This window comes from Cupriavidus sp. 8B, assembly GCF_054589115.1.
In genome coordinates this window covers 164719-185622 of sequence record NZ_BAAILO010000317.1, presented here as the reverse complement: position 1 = coordinate 185622, position 20904 = coordinate 164719, and the positions used below count along the sequence as shown (strand labels likewise).

General features: G+C 66.7%; 17 protein-coding genes. 11 read left to right on the top strand and 6 right to left on the bottom strand.

Going from position 1 to position 20904, the window contains the following annotated elements; genetic code table 11:
* Positions 1-92 precede the first annotated feature (92 nt).
* Positions 93-1355, top strand: a complete 1263-nt coding sequence (phaZ, locus tag ACYP5B_RS32005; RefSeq protein WP_459572318.1) for a polyhydroxyalkanoate depolymerase — start codon at positions 93-95, stop codon at positions 1353-1355.
* A gap of 193 nt (positions 1356-1548) precedes the next feature.
* Here phaZ and ACYP5B_RS32000 read toward each other — a convergent pair whose 3' ends face one another.
* Positions 1549-2115: a phasin family protein gene (locus ACYP5B_RS32000; RefSeq protein WP_459572328.1), complete on the bottom strand. Its 567-nt coding sequence runs from the start codon at positions 2113-2115 to the stop codon at positions 1549-1551.
* 319 nt (positions 2116-2434) lie between these two features.
* Here ACYP5B_RS32000 and ACYP5B_RS31995 point away from each other — a divergent pair, with 319 nt between their 5' ends.
* Positions 2435-3115: a DUF1294 domain-containing protein gene (locus tag ACYP5B_RS31995; protein WP_459572317.1), complete on the top strand. Its 681-nt coding sequence runs from the start codon at positions 2435-2437 to the stop codon at positions 3113-3115.
* Between the two features lie 94 nt (positions 3116-3209).
* On the opposite strand, the gene rpoD is transcribed toward ACYP5B_RS31995, so the two are convergent.
* Positions 3210-5171: an RNA polymerase sigma factor RpoD gene (gene rpoD, locus ACYP5B_RS31990; RefSeq protein WP_318236123.1), complete on the bottom strand. Its 1962-nt coding sequence runs from the start codon at positions 5169-5171 to the stop codon at positions 3210-3212.
* A 766-nt stretch (positions 5172-5937) separates the two neighbouring features.
* Between rpoD and ACYP5B_RS31985 the strand changes: the two genes are divergently transcribed.
* Positions 5938-6723 (top strand): TatD family hydrolase, encoded by a 786-nt coding sequence (locus tag ACYP5B_RS31985; protein WP_459572316.1) that lies wholly within the window; start codon positions 5938-5940, stop codon positions 6721-6723.
* A gap of 188 nt (positions 6724-6911) precedes the next feature.
* Complete coding sequence (speG, locus tag ACYP5B_RS31980; RefSeq protein WP_459572314.1) at positions 6912-7454, top strand: spermidine N1-acetyltransferase; 543 nt, start codon at positions 6912-6914, stop codon at positions 7452-7454.
* A 24-nt stretch (positions 7455-7478) separates the two neighbouring features.
* Here the strand turns inward: speG and ACYP5B_RS31975 are convergent, their stop codons facing one another.
* The 3 genes from ACYP5B_RS31975 to ACYP5B_RS31965 all read right to left on the bottom strand — a co-directional run bounded on the left by ACYP5B_RS31975 (position 7479) and on the right by ACYP5B_RS31965 (position 10994).
* The gene (locus ACYP5B_RS31975) at positions 7479-9329 is read right to left on the bottom strand and encodes a flavin monoamine oxidase family protein (RefSeq protein ID WP_459572313.1); all 1851 of its coding nucleotides are present in this window, start codon (positions 9327-9329) and stop codon (positions 7479-7481) included.
* Between the two features lie 37 nt (positions 9330-9366).
* Entirely contained in the window at positions 9367-10671 is a 1305-nt protein-coding gene (locus ACYP5B_RS31970) for a c-type cytochrome (protein WP_459572312.1), read from the bottom strand.
* Positions 10672-10808: 137 nt separating this feature from the next.
* Positions 10809-10994, bottom strand: coding sequence for a DUF2970 domain-containing protein (locus ACYP5B_RS31965; RefSeq protein ID WP_150990214.1), 186 nt, complete (start codon positions 10992-10994; stop codon positions 10809-10811).
* A 186-nt stretch (positions 10995-11180) separates the two neighbouring features.
* On the opposite strand from ACYP5B_RS31965, the gene ACYP5B_RS31960 reads away from it, so the two are divergent.
* Positions 11181-12596: an aminotransferase-like domain-containing protein gene (locus ACYP5B_RS31960; RefSeq protein WP_459572311.1), complete on the top strand. Its 1416-nt coding sequence runs from the start codon at positions 11181-11183 to the stop codon at positions 12594-12596.
* A 6-nt stretch (positions 12597-12602) separates the two neighbouring features.
* Here the strand turns inward: ACYP5B_RS31960 and ACYP5B_RS31955 are convergent, their stop codons facing one another.
* Positions 12603-14114, bottom strand: coding sequence for a glycine betaine ABC transporter substrate-binding protein (locus ACYP5B_RS31955; protein ID WP_459572327.1), 1512 nt, complete (start codon positions 14112-14114; stop codon positions 12603-12605).
* Between the two features lie 252 nt (positions 14115-14366).
* Between ACYP5B_RS31955 and ACYP5B_RS31950 the strand changes: the two genes are divergently transcribed.
* From ACYP5B_RS31950 to ACYP5B_RS31925, 6 genes are read left to right on the top strand one after another with little or no spacing between them, the layout of a single operon-like run.
* Entirely contained in the window at positions 14367-15413 is a 1047-nt protein-coding gene (locus tag ACYP5B_RS31950; RefSeq protein WP_459572310.1) for a LysR family transcriptional regulator, read from the top strand.
* Positions 15410-16906: an NAD(P)-binding domain-containing protein gene (locus ACYP5B_RS31945; RefSeq protein ID WP_459572309.1), complete on the top strand. Its 1497-nt coding sequence runs from the start codon at positions 15410-15412 to the stop codon at positions 16904-16906. The genes ACYP5B_RS31950 and ACYP5B_RS31945 overlap by 4 nt, the downstream gene beginning before the upstream one ends.
* Positions 16903-17889, top strand: coding sequence for an ABC transporter permease (locus tag ACYP5B_RS31940; protein ID WP_318236116.1), 987 nt, complete (start codon positions 16903-16905; stop codon positions 17887-17889). Before ACYP5B_RS31945 ends, ACYP5B_RS31940 begins: the two co-directional genes overlap by 4 nt.
* Positions 17886-18818: an ABC transporter permease gene (locus tag ACYP5B_RS31935; RefSeq protein WP_318236115.1), complete on the top strand. Its 933-nt coding sequence runs from the start codon at positions 17886-17888 to the stop codon at positions 18816-18818. Before ACYP5B_RS31940 ends, ACYP5B_RS31935 begins: the two co-directional genes overlap by 4 nt.
* The gene (locus tag ACYP5B_RS31930) at positions 18815-19825 is read left to right on the top strand and encodes an ABC transporter ATP-binding protein (RefSeq protein ID WP_400093415.1); all 1011 of its coding nucleotides are present in this window, start codon (positions 18815-18817) and stop codon (positions 19823-19825) included. The genes ACYP5B_RS31935 and ACYP5B_RS31930 overlap by 4 nt, the downstream gene beginning before the upstream one ends.
* The gene (locus ACYP5B_RS31925; protein WP_459572308.1) at positions 19822-20859 is read left to right on the top strand and encodes an ABC transporter ATP-binding protein; all 1038 of its coding nucleotides are present in this window, start codon (positions 19822-19824) and stop codon (positions 20857-20859) included. Before ACYP5B_RS31930 ends, ACYP5B_RS31925 begins: the two co-directional genes overlap by 4 nt.
* Positions 20860-20904 lie beyond the last annotated feature (45 nt).

The window sequence follows — 20904 nt, the reverse complement described above, 5'->3', positions numbered from 1 at the left end:
ACTCTGAGATATAAAGGAGTGACTTAGTAATATCGACGCAACGTCATGCGTATCGCAGCGTGGCTGCCGATGTGCGTTTTGTGAGTCACCCCATGATTTACCAGGCGTACCAGATGCTGGCCGACCTGATAGCTCCACTGCAGGCGGCGACCGACGATGCAGCCGCGTCCTGCGCTGCGTCGCCAATGCTTGCGTCCGGGCCGGCATTCGCGCGGGAGTGGTGCGCGCTCCTGGAATGGAGTTCGCTAGTGCGCCTGCGCCACGAGCGCCCCCCTTTTGACATCCCCGCGGTCCGAGGTAACGGTGCCAGCGGTGCCAGGGTTGCGGTGAGCGAAGAGGTGGTGCTCGCCACGCCGTTTTGCTCCCTTTTGCATTTTAGGCGGGACACTACGCCCGGACAACCACGTGTGCTGCTGATCGCGCCTCTGGCGGGCCATTTCGCCAGTTTGCTGCGCGCCACGACGGCCACAATGCTGGCAGACCATGATGTCTATCTCACCGACTGGCATAACGCGCGCGACATTCCGTTGTCCTGCGGGTCCTTCGGCTTTGACGACTTCGTCGCCCAATTGATCAGCTTGCTCGGCTGGCTCGGCCCAGGAACGCACGTAGTGGCGGTCTGCCAGCCGGCGGTGGCCACCCTGGCCGCCGTCGCGCTGATGGCCGAAGACCGCGATCCTGCGCTACCGCGCAGCATGACGCTGATGGCCGGGCCGATCGACACGCGCATCAATCCGACCCGCATCAATGCACTGGCGGTACGCACCCCGCTCGCGTGGTTCGAGGCCAACCTGATCGACACCGTGCCGGCACGCTTCGAGGGAGCGATGCGGCGCGTCTACCCCGGCTTCGTGCAGGTGTGCGCCTTCCTGTCCATGAACCTGGATCGGCATATTGCCTCGCTGATCCAGGCTTACCAGTACAAGCTGGATGGCGAGACGGCCAAGGCCGAGGCGATCCGGGCCTTCTACACCGACTATTTTTCGACGATGGACCTGCCGGCCGAGTTTTATCTCGAGACCGTGAGCCGGGTGTTCCAGCAGCATGCCCTGCCGCGAGGCTGTTTGACGGTCGCTGGGCGGCGCGTGGACCTGCGCGCCATCCGCCACACGGCGCTGCTGACGGTCGAGGGGGAAAACGACGATATCTGCGCGGTTGGGCAGACCGAGGCGGCGCAGGAGTTGTGCAGCGCGTTACGGCCCAACCTGAAATCCCACTATGTCCAGACCGGCGTCGGGCACTACGGCGTGTTCGCCGGCCGGCGCTGGGCGACGCAGATCTATCCACTGCTGCGCAAGCTCATCCACGAAACGGAACAGCGCTGCGTGGAGGCCGCCCAGCCGGTGCACGGCTGATGGCAACGCGCGCGAGAGGCCCGCCCTTCCCGTCCCACATCAGAGCAGCGCCAGCCCATGCATGCCACTTGCCTGCAATTCCCCGCCGGGCCGACCGTCCAATACGCGTTCGAGGCTGGGCAAGGAAAGCAGGCGCCACCTCCCCCGCATCGCACGGGCGCAGATCAGCCGCTGCGGGTGGCTTGCTTCGCGGTCAAGCCTTGGCGGTGCGCGACGCGTGCTCGACGGCCTGTTTAGCCGTTTTGGATGCCGTGTGGCTCGCAGTGCTGAAGTTCTGCTCTGCGGCCTCGACCGCTTGCTTCGCGGTTTGGTACATCGACTCGCACAATTTATTGGTTGCGGCGATCACCGAGGTGAGGGTGCCCACTGCGCCTTCCGAGCCGGCCGGGGCGCTGCTGGCGAGATCATCGACCAACTCCTGCATGCGGCGCGTGTACGCTTCGAACTGCGCCTCGCTCACCTTGGTGAACTCGGCCTGGGTGGCCGCCCCGATCTCGCACAGGCGTTGGCTGTAGGAGAGCACCTTCTCGCCGACGGGCTTCATCAGGCCGGCCTGCAGCGCGAGCCACTCCTGCGGGCCCTTGGCGGACAATGCCATCTGCAAGTTCTCCTGCGCCTCTACGATCGTCGACTTCATGACTTGCAGATTCAGCTCAACCAGTCTCTCGAAGCTATCGAAGGCCTTGTTCACCAGGCCGAACATCACAGCGACGTTGGCCTGTTGTGTGGCGGTGAATTGTTCGGGGGAAGATGGGTTCATCATGCACTCCTGAAATTGGCCGGGTGCGCGGCACCTGCCGTCGGACGGCCATGCTTGTGCGATTGCCAAGGGTCCAGATCAGCGTGAACGAGTGACGTGAGATCCCGGACGTTCTCGACAAGGAGGGGGAATTGCCAGTTCATGGCGGACCCGATCCATTCAATATCGCCCCACCCGTATTTGCAAGGCTAGGCATGCGTTTTTTTGAGCGCTTTCGCGCCTGATACCTGCAGCCGCATACGCAGCCACCTACATACTGAGGACGATGCGTGGCACCAGGGCACGCAGGAGCGCCACCGGCTGGGCTGGAGCACAAAGCATGGGCGATGACCTGCGCATCGAAGCGTGGCGCTGGAAGGCTGGCGTTAGAAGGGTGGCGTTAAAATGTGCGCCGCCGAGAGACCTACAAACAAAAATGAAAAAAGCGGGCCGCGTCAAATCCTGGCATGCCGACAAGGGCTATGGGTTCATCGACATCCATGCCGACTTGAAAGACATCTTCTTTCACATCACCGCGCTGCACAGCCGTGCCGTCCAGCCCAAGCCTGGCGACCGCGTGACGTTTGAATTGGGCAAGGGCAAGGACGGCCGCATGCAAGCTACCAGCGTCTCGATACTGGGCGCGCCGAAGGGGCAGAGCCAGGCGAGCCGGGCGACCCTGTTGCCTGCCTTCATGGCGGCAGTGGCGTTGATGGCGATTGCGGGGGGCGCCCTTTGGGGATACCTGCCACGATATGCCGGCCTCGTCAGCCTTGTGATGAGTGCCGTTGCGTTCCTTGCCTACGCGTTCGACAAGAACAGCGCCAAACGCGATGCATGGCGCACGCCCGAGGCCAGGCTGCACTTCCTGTCGCTGTGCGGCGGCTGGCCGGGCGCGCTTGCCGCGCAGCGCCTGCTTCGCCACAAGAATCGGAAGCAGCCGTTCCAGCTGGTTTTCTGGGGCACCGTTGTCTTGAACCTTGGCGCCCTCGTCATGTGGAAGACGTATTTGCCTGGCTGAAACAACGAAGGGGGTTACGGCTTTTTACTTCGCCGTAACCCCCTTTGCGTTCTCTTCGCCTGGCGCGGCCTGCGCGCCAGGACCAGAACCCTGCTTAGCCTTCCTTCAGGAACGCCTTCAGATGGTCCGCGCGGCTGGGATGCCGCATCTTCTTCATCGCCTTGCTTTCGATCTGGCGAATCCGTTCGCGGGTCACATCGAACTGCTTGCCGACTTCTTCCAGCGTGTAGTCGGTAGACATGTCGATGCCAAAACGCATGCGCAGTACCTTGGCTTCGCGCGGCGTCAGGTCGTCGAGCATCTCGCGCACGGTGGCGCGCAGGCTCGCGTGCAACGCGGCTTCGGCGGGAGACGCGGTGTCGGAGTCGGCAATCATGTCGCCCAGGCTCGTGTCGCCATCTTCGCCAACCGGCGTCTCCATCGAAACCGGTTCCTTCGCGATCTTCATGATCGAACGGACCTTCTCTTCCGGCATTTCCATGCGCTCGGCCAGGGCCGCGGGATCCGCTGCCTTGCCGGTGCGCTGCATGATTTCGCGCGAGATCCGGTTGAGCTTGTTGATCGTCTCGATCATGTGCACCGGCACCCGGATCGTCCGGGCCTGGTCGGCGATCGCGCGCGTCACGGCCTGGCGAACCCACCAGGTTGCATAGGTGGAGAATTTCCAGCCACGACGGTACTCGAACTTGTCGACTGCCTTCATCAAGCCGATGTTGCCTTCCTGGATCAGGTCCAGGAACTGCATGCCGCGATTCACGTACTTCTTGGCGATCGAGATCACCAGGCGCAGGTTGGCTTGCGTCATCTCGTGCTTGGCCTGGCGCATCTGCCGCTCGGCCGCCAGCATCTGGCGATTCACCAGCTTCAGCTCCGACAGCGGCAGCACCACGCGGGCGTGGATGTCGATCAGCTTTTGCTGATGCGCTTCGAGGTCCGGCAGGCTACGGGAGACGGAGTCGCTGTACGAACGCGACTCGCCGGCGATCCCGCGGCCCCAGGCGAGATTGGTCTCGTTGCCGGGGAAGCGTTCGATGAACTCCTCACGGGGCATGCCGCAACGCTCGACCATCAGCTGCAGGATCTGGCGCTCGACCACGCGCACTTCTTCCACCACCGTCTGCACATCGGCGCACAGGCGCTCGATGGTCTTTGCGGTAAAGCGGATCGACTTGAGTTCTTCCCGAACCGCGAGCTGTGCCATGAGGAAGCCTTCCGACTCCACGCCGTGCGCGGTGTAGGCCTTGCGCATGGCTTCGAAATGATTGGCGACACGAGCAAAGCGGGTCAGGCAATCGTCACGCAGCTTGGCCAGGCTGGCGGTTTCGTTGGCTTGCGCAGCCGCACCTTCGTCGACGGGCTCGTCCGAGGCGCTTTCATCCTCGGCGACGACTTCGTCGCGGCTGGTGTCGTCTTCGGCTTCGGCGACTTCGCCCTCGCCTTCGATCAGGCCGTCGACGAGTTCATCGATACGCGTTTCGTCGCGGGCGACACGCTCCGACAGCTCAAGAATCGTCGCAATGGTGGACGGGCAGGCAGCGATGGCGTGCACCATGCGGTTCAGGCCATCCTCGATGCGCTTGGCGATCTCGACTTCCTGCTTGCGGGTCAGCAGCGTTGCCGAGCTCATTTCCCGCATGTACATCCGCACCGGATCGGTGGTGCGGCCGAATTCCGAGTCGACCGTCGAGAGCGCGACTTCCGCCTCTTCATCGGCCTGGTCGTCCGAGGCGGCGACCGCGCTGTCGCGCAGCAGCAGCGCTTCGGCATCCGGCGTCTGCTCGTAGATTGTCACGCCCATTTCGGCGAACGTGCTGACGATGCTTTCCATCGCCGCGGTGTCCGTGAAATTGCCCTGCAAATGGTCGCTGATGTCCGCGTGCGTCAGGTAGCCTCGCTCCCTGCCCAGCTGGATCAGTGCGCGCAGTTGCTGGCTGCGCTCCGTTGCTTCGGTTGCGGGATCAGCTTGAGTCGTGGACGCCGCACCCCTGCCGACAGGCTTTTTGCCGGTCAATGCTGTCTTTGTTTCTGCCACCGTCCGTTGTGCGCCACTCGCCATTAACTGCTGCTCCCTTGCTGAATTACTTCTTAACTGTTGCTGTTGCCCGTACGAGGGTACACCCAACGCACCTCTGGCTGTGACCCATCACAGGATGGGTACCTGTCGAGAGATGCATGGCTGACGCCACCACTACCGGGTTCTCCCAGTATGGTGGTCTGCGCTCGTTTAGGCCAAAGGGCGATATTCTACCTTCGTTGGTGCGACGCAGCACGTGCTAAAAGTTTTTTACCGCATCGCCGAGGTCCTTCAGCCCCTCTTAAATTTGCGTTGCCAGGCCACTCCATGCTAGGCAATAGCCCCATCTTTACGCACAAAACGGGCAAATTACCCGTAAAATGTGACGCAAAGGGCAGATATGGCCCCATCGAGATTTATGGCCGAAAGCACCGTCAGGATTTACATACACATTTGTTTTTTTCTTGCCAGCCAGGCTACCAGGCCCGGAAAGGCCGACTTCTTCTCTTGGCGGGGCGGATGCCGATTTCCCTGCCCGGATGCCCAGGTCCGCTTGCCGGCCAGCGGCAACCACGGGATATCCGCCTGGTACTCGGGGTAGGCCGTCACCGTGACAATGTTGCACACCGGCGCCAGCCGCACTTCCCACTTCCTCTAGGGAGATATAGACCACTGCGAAGTTTTTCAAGTGCGCGTCTGCATTGCGCAACGCATAGTTCACCAGCAACAGCGCAAACAACCGCCTCGCAGTCCTGGTTAGACTGCACGCCTGTGTATCGCCAGCCACCCCACTCCCTTAGCCAGAGACATGCACCTGATCGACATTGGCGTGAACTTCCACTCCTCCCAGATCGCCCCGCACACCGACGCGATCCTTGAGAGGGCCACCGCAGCGGGCGTGGTCGGCATCCTCGCCACCGGCACCTCGCTGGAATCGAGCCGGAAGGCTCGCGACCTGGCCAGCCGGCATCCCCATCTCCTCTTTGCCACGGCCGGCGTCCACCCGCACGGCGCCAAGGATTGGTCGCCAACCGTCCTGCAGTCCCTCCAGCCCCTTTGGGAGAGCCCTGGCGTGGTGGCAATCGGGGAATGCGGGCTCGACTACAACCGCAACTTCTCGACGCCCGCCGACCAGCGCCATGCCTTCGAGGCACAGCTTGAGGCCGCGGCGCGCTGGAAGAAGCCGCTGTTCCTTCATTGCCGGGACGCCTTCGACGATTTCTACGCCATGGTGGCACCCGCCGTGCGCGCGGGCGCCCACGGCGTGGTGCACTGCTTCACTGGCGCAGCCGATGAAGCCGCCGCCTTCGTAGCGCTAGGCCTGGACATCGGCATCACCGGCTGGGTCACGGATCTCAAGCGCGGCCAGGCGCTGCGAGAAGCCGTGCAGGCCATCCCGCTCGAGCGGCTGCACCTGGAGACGGATGCCCCCTATCTCGGTCCTAAGAACCACAAGAACCGGCGGCCCTACAACGAGCCCGCCAATCTCCCCTGGATCGCACAGGCGGTCGCCGAATTGAAGGGACTGACCACGCGCGAAGTGGCGGAGCAGTGCACCCGCAACAGCCGCCGCCTGTTTGGCATTGCGGCATGAGGCGCCCTGCCTCAAACAGGTAACCCTCGCGCTTTGTGCCCGAACGTGTCCGCATCACACCGGAACCCGGCCATGGTCGGGCGGGTCCAAAAGACCTTCGCCCGGCCAACCCGATCCCTGTTTCTCTGACGATCCATGCTGGACCGGGCCACCACGTGAATCGAAAAACAATCAAGAAAGGCCCACCCATGGTGACCGAAACCGGCCCAAACCTGCTCCTGCGCTCGCTGGAGCGCAGCCACCTGCATTTCGTCCACAGCCTGAACAACGACGCCAAGATCATGCGTTACTGGTTCGAGGAACCGTACGAAACCTTCACCGAGCTGTCGCAGCTATATGACCGCCACGTGCACGACCAGCGCGAGCGCCGCTTTATCTGCGAAAACCTGGACGGCGAGGCCGTCGGCCTGGTCGAGCTGATGGAGCTGAACCATATCCACCGGCGCGGCGAGTTCCAGATCATCGTGGCGCCCGCCAGCCAGGGCCGCGGCTATGCCAGCACTGCCACGCGGCTTGCCATGGACTACGCCTTCATGGTGCTGAACCTGCACAAGCTGTTCCTGATCGTGGACGTGCAGAACGAGAAGGCGATCCACATCTACGAGAAATGCGGCTTCCAGCGCGAGGGCGAACTGCGGGAAGAATTCTTCAGCTATGGCGCGTATCACAACGCGCTGCGCATGTGCGCCTTCCAGCGAGACTACCTCGTGTCGCGACAACGGCAGCGCTGAACGGCCGCTCACGCGCACACCCGATCAGCCAGCCAGCTCGCCCACCGCCCTCCACGCCTGATCAATGGCGGACGTCAACGACGGGCTGCCGGCGCTGTCGCTATTGGCGATCACCACGTTGCCCGCGCGGGCGCGCGAGCGCTCCAGCACGGCCTGCGCCGCCGCTTCTTCCTCGAACAAGCTGTTGGGCATGTAGCTGTAGCCGTGCGCCCAGCGGTTGACCGTGATGCCACGGATGACGTCCTTGGCGGCAAAGCCGCCTGGCGCCAGCATGCGATCGAGCTGGCTGCGCACGCCCTTCTCCAGCTCGCTGAACGGCGTTCCCAGCAAGAAGGCGCGCCCCGCGCGAAAGCGCTCGCGCGCCTGCATGCCGCTGTCCGGCACGGTGGGCACATAGAGCATATGCAGCACCACCGGATCGGCCGGACGCGCGCCGGCCGGCTTCTCCAGCCACAGGTCGGTGTAGGCCATGGCGGGCGCGTGGATGCGGCTGGTCTTGAGCGCCTCGAAGGCACGCCAGTTGTCCAGCGCCACCTTGGTGTAGACCACGGGCGCCTTCACGTCGGATCGCAACGCTTGCTTTTGCGCATCCGGCAGGCCGGGCATGATGAACGGGATCATCATGTTGTAGCCGGCCAGCACCACGTGCGCGGCTTCGACCCTGTGCAGGTTGCCCTTCCAGCCGTAGGTCACGCGCGTGATGCGCTGGTCCGGTTCGACGGCGATGGCCGTGCTGTTCAGCCGCACCTTCACCTTTGCATCCTCGCTATCGAGCCGGCTGTAGTCGAAGCTGGCCGCGCCGATCGCGTCGGGGCTGGCTATGCTTGCCACGCCCGGGATCAGGTTCTGCACCAGCAGCCGCGCCAGCGTGGCGTTGCCATCGGCAAACCAGAGCTTGGACGCGGGCGACTTGCCAAGGCGCTGGTTGAGGCTGGGCGCTGGCATGCTCTTGCCGGCCGGCAAGCCGATGGCCAAGGCGTCGAACACGGACACGCCGTCGGCGTCGAGCGCATAGGCATCGTTGCTGCGGCTGCGGAACAAGCGCTGGCCGTCCAGTCCCAGGCCGGCCTTCTCGCGCAGGAAGGCCGCGTAGCTGGTGCGCTTCAGGTAGGCCAGCCGCTCGCCGTCGCTCGTGCCGGCCAGGTAATCCGTGCCGCCATCGGCCAGCCGCGCCAGCGCGGCGCGGTCCTGCTGCGGCAGCGGTGTCTGGTCGAGGAAGGCCTTGAAGGCGGCGGCATCCGCAGGCTGCGCGCCCATGCCTGCGCCCATGCCATTGCGGGCATCGATCAGGCCCGCAAACGGATCGCCGGCAAGCAGCTGGTCACGGCCAAAATGCTCCTGGTCGAAGAACACCGAGCGGCCCATGCCCAGCTCGCGGTACGGGTCGCGCTCGGCGGCCTGATGGCGCTTCGCGTCCACACCGAGGCCGGCCAGCAGCGTGGCCACCGCGCGGCTGTCCAGCGCGGTCGATGGCATCTCGGCGCTGCCGCCGTATGTCACCAGTTTCTGCCCGCGCACAGTGAACTCGTTGCGCTTGGCGTGCCCGCCGAAATCGTCGTGGTTGTCCAGGATCAGGATGCGCTTGCCGGCGCCAAAGCGGCGCTGGTAGAACCACGCGGCCGCCAGCCCGCTGAGCCCGCCACCCACCACCACCAGGTCGAAGACTTCGCGCGCCATCACGGCGGGATATTTGGCGCCCTCGCGGGCCAGGCTGTGCGCGAGCGTGTAGGTGCCCGCATGGTTGCCGCGCAGCCCGGTCAGCGCCGGCGGGTAGCCGGCGCCGCGTTCGGCGGCCTGCAATAGCTGGGAAGGCGCCAGCCCCGCGGCGATGGTGAGTGCGGCGCCGTTGAGGAAATCTCTGCGCGTGATGGTCATGGCAATAGGATTCGCTTGATTTGGGTAGCGCGCGGGCTCAACGGGATGCGGCGGCGTCCCGCTGGCGGCCGAGCGCGGCGCGGCGGGCAGCGACAGTCGATTCCTTGACCGGGCTGGCCTGGTTGCCCCAGCCGGTACGGATAAAGGTCAGCACGTTCGCCAGTTCCTGGTTGTCCAGCGTCCAGCCATAGCCGGGCATGTGGTAATCGGTGGCCGCAGTGCCCACGTGCGCGGTCACGGCGCCGTCGAGCAGCAGGTTGGCCAGCGAGGACGGATCGGGATCCACCACGGTAGGATTGCCCGCCAGCGGCGGGAAAACGCGGGCAAAGCCCTTGCCGTTGGCGCCATGGCAGGGCATGCAGAACTCGGCGTACTGGCGCGCGCCGGTGGCGTCGAAACGGCCCTGCGCGAGCGTGTCGGCGGTGCTGTCGTCATAGACATATGGCGTTTCGTCGCTGCGCGCGCCGGGCACGGACTTGAGGTACACGGCAACGGCCTCCAGGTCCGGGCGTGTCATGAACTGCGTGGACGACGCAATCACCTCGGACATCGGTCCAAAGGAGGTTGCGTGCGCGTTGCGGCCGGTTTGCAGGTATTCGGCAATGTCCTCGCGCGACCAGTTGCCCAGCCCGGTGCGCGGATCGCCGCGCAGGTTGGTGGAGGCCCAGCCCTCCACGCTGGCGCCGGCCAGGAAGTGCCGGCTGCGCTCATCCAGCCCCTTCTCGGCCATCAGCGTGCCGCGCGGCGTATGGCAGGCGCCGCAGTGGGCCACCGCCTGGACCAGGTAAGCGCCGCGATTCCACTCGACGCTCTGGCCCGCGTCGGTGCGAACCGGGCCGGACTCCAGGAACAGCCAGTTCCAGACGCGCAGCAGCCAGCGCATGCCGAACGGCCAGCGCATTTCGGGCTCGGCGGCGTGTTGCCGCACGGCCTTCACTTCGGTGCGCAGGTAGGCGTACAGCGCCTGCACGTCCGGCTCGGCGAGTTTGGCGTAGGACGGGTAAGGCATGGCGGGATATAGCCGTTTGCCATGCCTGGCCACGCCCTCGCGCAGCGCGCGGTCGAATTCCTCGAACGAGTAAGCGCCAATGCCGCTGTCCACGTCCGGCGTGATGTTGGTCGAATAGACGGTGCCGACGCCGGTCTTCATTGGCAAGCCGCCGGCAAAGGGCGCGCCGCCGGCGCTGGTGTGGCAGGCCGCGCAGTTGGCAACCTTGGCCAGGTAGCGGCCGCGCTCGATCTGCACGGCGCCGGGGGCGTCGGCCGCCGCCGCGAAGCATGGCGCCAGCAATAGGACAGCAAAGGCAACGGAAGCGGAAAACCGCCTTATGGCAAAGCGCATGGGGCTGATTATCGTTTTAAGCGCCGCGCTGGCGTTCAGTGCGGCGAACGTGCACAGCCCGCACGCGGCGGGCTGTACTTCGTGGTTGCGGGCCTGGATGGCCCCGTGGGCACGGGATGGATTGACAGGCTCGCGTTTCAGGCGTGCGTCACCGCCCAATGGGCCAGCGACACGAGCAGCAGCACCAGCCCCGCTGCCAGCGCCACGCCGGTCAGGATCAACGGCACCGGCCGCACGGCCTGCAGGTCGCGCATATGTTCCTGGCCCTTGCGCAGGCCAAAAAATCCCCACAACACCGTCAGCACCAATCTCAAGGGGTTCATTTCGCTCTTCCTTACATGCTTGCCAACCGCCGCGTGACCTTGCGGCGCTTTGGCTTTTGGTAGTTACGGGGGATTATGGCGTCGGCTGACAAGGAATAACAGAATCAGATCTGCGATAATTTTGCGTATCAGTTTGAGCGCCTGATACTGCGCCCATCCTTTTCCACGGCAACGCCTCCTGCCCCCATGAAGCGCTACGAAGAACTGGCGGAAACGCTGGCCAAGGACATTCGCAACGGCAACCTGCCGCCCGGCACCAAGATGCCGTCGATCCGCAAGACCGTGACACAGTTCGGCGTGAGCCCGGCCACCGCGTTCCAGGCGTACTACCGGCTGGAGGAGCGCGGGCTGGTGCGGGCACGCGAGCGTTCCGGCTACTACGTGACCGGCCAGGTCGGCCGGCCACTGCCACAACCGGCCGTGCGGCCCTCGCACCAGGTCTCGACCGATGTCGATATTTCCAAGCTGGTCTTCTCGGTGCTGGACGCCGCGCGCGATCCGCAGCTCATCCAGCTTGGCTCGGCCTTCCCTTCGCCCGAGTTGTTCCCCTGGGAGCGGCTGGGCAAATCCCTGGCCCGGGCCGGACGCGAGCTCGATCCCTGGTATTCGGTCAACGACATGCCCGCCGGCCACCTGGCCCTGCGCCAGCAGATCGGCCTGCGCTACCTCGGCGCGGGTGCGCCGCAGCCCACCGACGAGATCATCGTCACCAACGGTGCGCTGGAAGCGCTCAACCTGTGCCTGATGGCGGTGACCCAGCCCGGCGACGTGGTGGCGATCGAATCGCCCGGCTTCTATGCCGCGCTGCAGGCGCTGGAGCGGCTGCGCCTGCGCGCGGTGGAGATCCCGGTGGACCCGCGCGAAGGCATCGACCTGGACGCACTGGATGCCGCGCTCCAGCGCCATCCGATCAAGGCCTGCTGGTTCATGACGCAATTCCAGAATCCGCTGGGCGCGAGCATGTCCGAGGCCAGGAAGCAGGCGCTGGTGGCCTTGCTGGCACGCCACCGCGTGCCACTGATCGAGGATGACGTCTATGGCGAGCTGTATTTCGGCAATCGCTGCCCCCTGCCCGCCAAGGCCTTCGACCAGGAAGGGCTGGTCATGCATTGCAGCTCGTTTTCCAAGACGCTGGCGCCGGGCTTCCGGGTGGGCTGGGTAGCGCCCGGGCGGTATGGCGAGGCGATCAAGCGCCTGCGGCTGATGACCACGCTGTCGGCGGGCGTGCCCACGCAGGTGGCGCTGGCCGAGTACCTGCAGAACGGCGGCTATGACAAGCACCTGCGGCGCCTGCGCCATCTGCTGGAGATGCAGCAGGGCCAGCTGATCGCGGCGATCGGCCGGCATTTCCCGGAGAACGTGCGGGTCTCGCAGCCCGCCGGCGGGTACTTCCTGTGGGTGGAGTTTGCCGCCGGATTCGATGCGCTGGCGCTGCATCGCGCGGCGCTGGAACATGGCATCGGCATTGCGCCGGGCCCGATCTTTTCAGCGCGCCAAGGCTATCGCAACTGCATCCGGCTGAACTATGGCCACCTGTGGAGCGATGCGGTGGAAGCCGCCGTGGCCAAGCTGGGCGAGCTGGCGAAGGCACAATTTCAATAAGGCGCGTCAGGTTATCGTCCCGCCCCGGGCATGCCTGCCCAGATACCATTCCCCCAGCTCGAACCCGGCCTGCACCAGCAGCGCAAGCACGGCGGCCGGGATGGCGCCCGCCATCAGCAGCACATGGTCGTTCAGCGCCAGCCCGGTGGCGATGCGCTCGCCATAGCCGCCAGCGCCGACAAAGGCGGCAATGGTGGCGGTGCCCACGCTGATGATGGCGGCCGTCTTGATGCCGGCCAGCAGCACCGGCATCGACAGCGGGAGCTCCACATAGCGCAGCACCTGGCCGGGCGTGAAGCCCAGGGCGCGCGCCGCCTCGCGCATGCCGGCTGGCACCTGCTGCAGGCCGGTCAGCGTGTTGCGCACGATCGGCAGCAGCGCATAGAGGAACAGCGCCACCATCGCCGGCCAGACGCCGATGCGCCCCAGCAGCGGGATCAGCATCGCCAGCAGGGCCAGCGACGGCACGGTCTGCAGCACGCTCACCGCGGCCATCAGCGCCTGCCCTAGCCGCTGCCGGCGCGCGGCGACGATGCCCAGCGGCACGCCCAGCAAGGTGGCCGCGCCAACCGCTCCCAGCACCAGGGCCAGGTGGCGCCAGGTCAGCCGCAAGGTATCGCGGCCAAACAAGGTGCCGGCTAGGCCGGCGCGCCCGCCGGCCGTTGCGTCCGTCGCACCGGCATTGCCATGCGCCAGGAAAGACCGCGCCACGGCGGCAAAGGATTGCCCATCCAGTTCCGCCGCGGCATTCATGGCGATCATGTCCGCCGCGCTCACCTTGCCGGCCAGCCCCGTCAATGCCTGCCAGGCGGCCGGGAAGCGCTGCGGCAGGTCCAGGCGGTAGAGCACCACGGCGTCATAGCGGGGGAAGTAATGGCGGTCATCCGTCAGCACGCGCAGCCCGTATTTGCGGATCTTCGCGTCGGTGGAATAGATGTCGATGGCGTCGACCTGCCCGTTGGCCAGGGCTTCGTAGGCCACGCCGTGGTCCAGCCCGAGCGGCCGCTGGCGCAAGCCGTAGCGCTGCGCCAGCCCGGGCCAGCCATCCGCCCGGCCCAGGAATTCATGCGACAGCCCGAGACGCAGCTGCGGCCGCGCGGCCAGGTCGCCCAGCGTCGCCAGCCCGAGTTGCTGCGCCTTGTGCGCCTCCACGGCGAGCGCATAGGTGTTCTCGAAGCCAAGCGGAATCCCTGCCGCCAGGCCCAGCGGCGCCAGCGCCTGGTTGATCTGCGCCAGGCTGGCGCCGGCGGGCAGCTTGAGGATTTCGCTGGAAACGGTGCCGGTGTAGTCGGGATACAGGTCGATGCTGCCGGCCTTGAGCGCCTCGAACACGATCGCTGTGTTGCCAAGGCCCGGCGTGTGCTGTGCGCTGCCCTGGGCGGCAGCGGCCTGGGTGAGGATTTCCCCGAGGATGTAGGACTCGGTGAAGCGCTTGGAGCCGACCCGCAGGGTATCGGCGCGGGCCGTGCCGGCCGCGGCCAGCAGCGACAGGCAGGCCAGCGCCCAGCACAGGAGCATGGCCAGCCAAGGCTCGGTACGGCGCGGGCTTCCGGGTTGCAAGGTCAAATGAAGCGCTCTCCTGGGCATGGTGCGTGGCACGCGGACTGCCGGGCCGGTTCATCACATGATACGTGCATGGCCTCGACAGCGACGCCGGCGCGCACCCACTTTGTGCCGCATGAGCACATATGAAAATAGTATTTGCAATCCGAATGCTAGCGGGGCGAGAATCCACAAAACACATACATAGCATCAGCAACTCGGGCCCCCATGGAAATCCGGCAACTGGAAGCCTTCGCGGCAGTCATGACCAGCGGCAGCGTGACCGCCGCCGGGCGCCTGCTGGGGCGCTCCCAGCCGGCCATCACGCGCCTGATCCAGGAGCTGGAAAGCGAGATCGGCTTTGCGCTGTTCGCCCGTAGCGGGCCGCGCGTGAGCCCTACCGAGCGTGGCTTCCTGCTGTATGAGGAGGTGGAGCACGCGCTGGTCGGCCTGCAGCAGATCCGCGCCCGCGCCGCCGAAATCGCCCGCGAGGAAAACCGCTCGCTGCAGATCGCGGCCACGCCGGCCCTGGCGGCCGGGTTGTTGCCCCTGGCCCTGACCGGCCACCAGCCGGACCATGCGACGGCTGCAACGGCCGGGAAGGCAGGCTCCCCCGGCCACGCCAGCCACATCCATATCAATAGCGCTTCCCCCGAAAAAGTCGTGCATTCGGTGCTCACCGGCGCGGCCGAGATCGGGCTGACCAGCCTGCCGCTGGAGCATCGCGGCGTGACCGTGCACTGGATCGGGCAGGCTGCCTGCGTGGCCGCGGTACGCGCCGACGATCCGCTGGCGGCGCTGGCCACCATTCCGCTGGCCGCCTGCAGCGGCCGGCGCATCGTCACCATGCAGAACCCCTACCGGCTGCGCCGCCGCCTGGACGAGGCGTTTGCCCGCGCCGGGGTGGAGCCGGCCGCGCTAATCGACACCAACTCCTCGCTCAATGCGCTCACGGCCGTGCGCGCCGGGCTGGGCATTGCCGTGCTGGAGCCGGTGACCGCGCGCGGCGTGCCACTGGCCGATATCGTGGTGCGCCCCATCGATGCCGACATTCCCTTTTACTTTGGCGTGATCACCCCGCAGGCCAGGCCCGCCAGCGCGGCGGTGCTGGCGCTGATCGACACGCTGGCCGACGCGGCCCGCGCGCTGCTGCCGGACTTTACCCAGCGCGGCCCGGAACAGCACGGCGTGCTGCTGCAAGCGCTGTATGGCGACGCCGCCGCCACCGAGCCGGCCGCCGGCACGCCCTACGACACGGAACAAACCGACCTATGAAATCGCCCGCTGACACCTTCCCGGCAGCCGCCGCCAACGCCGCCGGCCTTGCCGCCCTGGAAGCGCGCCTGCGCCAGGACCTGTCCTGGCTGGAACTGCCCGCCAAGAGCTGGACCGTGGCGCGCACGCACGACGGCGAGCCGGTGCTGGACGTGGCCGTGATCGGCGGCGGCATGGCCGGCATGGCCGCGGCGGCCACGCTCAAGCACCTGGGCATCAACGCGCGCATCTTCGATCGCTCGCCGGAAGGCTTCGAAGGCCCTTGGGCCACCACCGCGCGCATGGAAACGCTGCGCTCGCCCAAGCAGCTCACCGGCCCCGCGCTGGGCCTGCCCGCCCTGACCTTCCGCGCCTGGTTCGAGGCGCAGTTCGGCGCCAACGCCTGGGAAGCGCTGGACAAGATCCCGCGCCTGCAATGGATGGATTACCTGCGCTGGTATCGCCGGGTGCTGGACCTGGACGTGCGCAACGAACACGGGGTCGAGCGTGTGGTGCCCCGCCCCGATGGCCTGGTGGTGCTGGAAATCCGCTCGCCCGCCGGCGCGCAGACCGTGCTGGCGCGCCGCGTGGTGCTGGCCACCGGCCGCGACGGACTGGGCGGCGCGCACGTGCCGCCCTTCGCGCAGGACCTGCCGCGCTCGCGCTGGGCGCATTCGAGCGATGTGTTCGACTACAGCACCTTGCGCGGCAAGCGCGTAGGCGTGATCGGCGCGGGCGCGTCCGCCATGGACAGCGCCGCCACCGCGCTGGAAGCGGGCGCGGCCAGCGTCGACCTGTTGATACGGCGCGCCGACATCCCCCGCGTCAACAAGGGCAAGGGCGCGGGCAACCCCGGCCTCACGCATGGCCATCCCGGCCTGCCGGATGACTGGAAATGGCGCATCCGCCATTACATCAACGCCCAGCAGGTGCCGCCGCCGCGCGGCAGCACGCTGCGGGTCTCCCAGCACGAGAACGCGCGCTTCAACCTGGCCTGCCCGATCGAGCGCATCGAGCAAGCCGGTGACGCGCTGCTGGTGCAGACGCCCAAGGGCGCGTTCGAGCTGGATTTCCTGATCTTTTCCACGGGCTTTCGCATTGCGCTGGAAACGCGCGAGGAGTTCGGCGCCTTCGCCCGCCATATCCGCTACTGGCGCGACCGCTACTCCCCGGCTGCGGGGCAGGAAGACCAGGAGCTGTCGGACTCGCCGGACCTTGGCCCAGCCTTCGAATTCCTCGAGAAGACGACGCACGCGTGCCCGGGCCTGTCGCGCATCCACTGCTTCTGCTACCCGGCGGCGCTGACGCACGGCACCGTATCGGGCGATATCCCGGCCATCAGCGACGGCGCCAGGCGCCTCGGTCAAGGCATCGCCGCCCTGCTCTACCAGGAGGACGTGGCGCTGCACTACGCCAATATGGAAGCCTTCGCCGAGCCCGAAGTATTCGGCGATGAGTGGGTTCCCGCCGGGCCGCCCCCGGCGCTGCCCAGCGACGCGGCGAACGCATCATGAGCCGCTGGCCGATCCGATGGCTGGCCAAGCGGCTGGCGCAATCGCTGCTGGTAGTGCTGGCGATGACGGTGATCGTGTTCGCCGGCCTGCACGCGATCGGCAATCCGGTCGATATCCTGATCGGCCAGGACGTGGACCAGGTCGAGCGCGCGCGCATCATCGCCAGGCTGGGGCTGGACCAGCCGCTCTGGCGCCAGTATCTCGCCTTCCTGCAAGGTGCCCTGCACGGCAACCTGGGCAACAGCTTTGTCTATAACGTGCCCGCCATCCAGCTCATCCTGCAGCGGCTGCCGGCCACGCTGGAACTCGCCGTGGCGGCGCTGCTGCTGGCGGTGCTGGTGGGCGTGCCCTGCGGTCTCTTTGCCGGGCTGTACCCGGAGCATCCGGTCTCGCGTGTGCTGATGACCGGCAGCATCGTCGGCTTCTCGCTGCCCACCTTCTGGGTCGGGCTGATGCTGATCATGGCCTTCAGCGTGCGGCTCGGCTGGCTGCCCTCGGGCGGGCGCGGCGCCACTGCCGAGTGGCTGGGCGTGCCGTGGTCGTGGCTGACCGCCGACGGCCTGCGCCACCTGATCCTGCCGGCCATCAACCTGTCGCTGTTCAAGGTCTCGCTGGTGCTGCGGCTGACCCGCGCCGGCGTGCGCGAGGTGCTGCCGCAGGACTGGGTCAAGTTCGCGCGCGCCAAGGGCCTGTCGCCGATCCGGGTGGTGCTGGGCCATGTGCTGCGCAACACGATGATTCCGCTGGTCACCGTGCTGGGCCTGGAGTTCGGCTCGACCATCGCGTTTGCGGTGGTGACCGAGAGCATCTTCGCCTGGCCCGGCGCCGGCAAGCTGATCCTCGACAGCATCAACGCGCTGGACCGCCCGGTGATCGTTTCCTACCTGATCGTGGTGGTGTGCCTGTTCGTCACGCTGAACCTGATAGTGGACATTCTCTACAAGCTGCTCGACCCGCGCGTGCGGCTGGAGGCCGCCACATGAGCGCCATCGACAACACCGCTGCCGCCGCTGCGGCGGCGCCCCAGGCGCTGCGCCGCGAATCGCCGTGGCGCCGCATGGCGGCGGATTTCTTCGCCTCGCGCACCGCCGTGTTCGGCCTGGTGCTGCTGGTGATCCTGGTGCTGGCCGCGGTCTTCGCGCCGCTGGTCACGCCGCAGAATCCATACGACCTGCTCCAGCTCGACGTCATGGACGCGCGCCTTGCGCCCGGCACGCCGAGCGGCACCGGCACCTACAGCTACTGGCTCGGCACCGACGGCCAGGGGCGCGACATTTTCTCCGGCATCCTCTACGGCCTGCGCATCAGCCTGAGCGTGGGCGTGGGCTCGGCGCTGATCGCTGGCGTCATCGGTACCCTGCTCGGCCTGCTGGCCGCTTATGCCGGCGGGCGCGTGGACAGCGTGATCATGCGCACCGTGGACCTGCTGCTGTCGTTCCCATCGATCCTGGTCGCGATGATGATCCTGGCCTTCCTCGGCAAGGGCGTGACCAATGTGGTGCTGACGCTGGTGATCCTGGAGTGGGCTTACTATGCGCGCGCCGCGCGTGGCCAGGCGCTGGTGGAAAGCCGGCGGGAATACGTGGAAGCCGCGCGCGGCCAGGGCATTTCCAACTGGCGCATCGTGGTGGGCCATATCCTGCCGAACTGCCTGCCGCCGCTGATCGTCATTGCCTCGCTGCAGGTGGCGCGCGCCATCACGCTGGAGGCTACCCTGTCCTTCCTCGGCCTGGGCGTGCCGGTGACCGAGCCCTCCCTAGGCCTGCTGATTGCCAACGGCTACCAGTTCATGCTGTCCGACGAATACTGGATCAGCTTCTTCCCCGGCATCGCGCTGCTGGTCACGGTGGTGGCCATCAACCTGGTGGGCGACCGCCTGCGCGACGTGCTCAACCCGAGGTTGCAGAAATGACCACGCCGGACATCAACAACGCCGCGCCGACGCTGGAAGTCCGCCATCTGCGCACGCACTTCGAAACCCGCGCGGGCGTGCTGCCGGCAGTGGACGACGTCTCCTTCACCGTGCCGCGCGGCCGCATCCTCGGGCTGGTGGGCGAATCCGGCTCCGGCAAATCGGTCACGGGCTTTTCCATCATGGGCCTGGTCGACGCGCCGGGACGCATCGTCGGCGGCGAGATCCTGTTCCAGGGCCGGGAGCTGACCAGCATGCGGCCAGCGGAGCTGCGCCAGCTGCAGGGCAACCGCATCGCGATGATCTTCCAGGATCCGATGATGACGCTCAATCCGGTGATGCGGGTGGACGCGCAGATGATCGAGGCCGTGCGCGCGCACAGCCCCGCCAGCCACAAGCAGGCCCGCGAACTGGCACGCGACACGCTGGGCATGATGGGCATCCCCAGCCCGGAGGAACGCCTGCGCGCCTACCCGCACCAGCTCTCCGGCGGCATGCGCCAGCGCGTGGCGATTGCCATCGCCATGCTGCACCGGCCCGACCTGATCATTGCCGACGAGCCGACCACCGCGCTGGATGTCACCATCCAGGCGCAGATCCTGTCCGAAGTGCAGAAGCTGGCGCGCCAGCATGGCACCGCGCTGATCTGGATCACGCACGACCTGTCCGTCGTAGCCGGCCTGGCCGATGAAGTCGCCGTGATGTATGCCGGCCGCATCGTGGAGCAGGGCCCGGTCGACGCCGTGCTGGACCATCCGCTGCACCCCTACACCGCCGGCCTGATCGGCAGCCTGCCGAGCCTGAACAAGCGCGGCCAGCGGCTGCGCCAGATTCCCGGCATGACGCCCAACCTGCTGACGATGCCGCCGGGCTGCGCCTTTGCGGCACGCTGCCCGCGCGTGTCCAGTGCCTGCGGGCAGGCGCCCGTCATCACCTCGCCGCAAGCCATGCGCCAGGTACGCTGTTTCCATCCGGGCCAGCCGGCCGTTGCCGCGGAGTTCGCATGAAGCCGACTGAACACGCTGCCGGCGAGGCGCCACAATTGCCCGCCCTGATCGACGCTCATGGTCTCGCCAAGCGCTTTGGCGAGCAGCATCCCGGCCGTTTTGGCCGCGCACTGCAGCGCATGGGCTGGTCGGAGCCCGCGCCCGTCACTCACGCGGTGGACGGCGTGGACCTGCAGATCCGCCGGGGCGAAGTGGTTGGCCTGGTCGGCGAATCCGGTTGCGGCAAATCCACGCTTGGCCGCATGGTGGCCGGCCTGCTGCAGCCGTCTGCTGGGCAGATCCGTGTGGATGGCCAAAGCATCGAGGGCCTGGATGCGAGCGAGCGCCGCGCACTGCGGCTGAAGATCCAGATGGTGTTCCAGGATCCGTACGCCAGCCTGAATCCCCGCTTGCGCGTGGATCGCATCGTCGGCGAAGGCGCGCGGCTGCACGGGCTGGTGGACGCGGCCCGCTTCGACGATTACGTTAGCGCGCAGCTGGAGCGCGCCGGGCTGGATCCGGTGCTGCGCCAGCGCTACCCGCACCAGTTCAGCGGGGGGCAGCGCCAGCGCATCGGCATTGCCAGGGCGCTCGCCGTGCAGCCGGAATTGCTGGTGTGCGACGAGGCGGTGGCTGCTCTGGACGTGTCGATCCAGGCGCAGGTGCTCAACCTGTTCATGGACCTGCGCGAGCAGCTTGGCCTGACCTATCTCTTTATCAGCCACGATCTTGGCGTGGTGGAGCATGTATCGGACCGCGTGGTCATCATGTACCTGGGCCGCGTGGTGGAGAGCGCGCCGACGCAAGACATCTTCCGGCAGGCCAACCACCCGTACACGCAAGCGCTGCTGGCGGAAATCCCGCGCCTGGACTCGCGCCACAAGACCTTCACCGCCATCAAGGGCGAGATTCCCAGCCCACTGGCGCCGCCGCCGGGCTGCCACTTCCATCCGCGCTGCCCGCATGCCATGGCGCGCTGCCGGACCGAGGTGCCGCGCCTGCGCGGCATCGCCGTGAACCATCTCAGCGCCTGCCACCTGAACGAGGTTGGCTAATGCGCGCCACGCTTCTCAAATACTCTCATCGCCCCGAGGAAACCT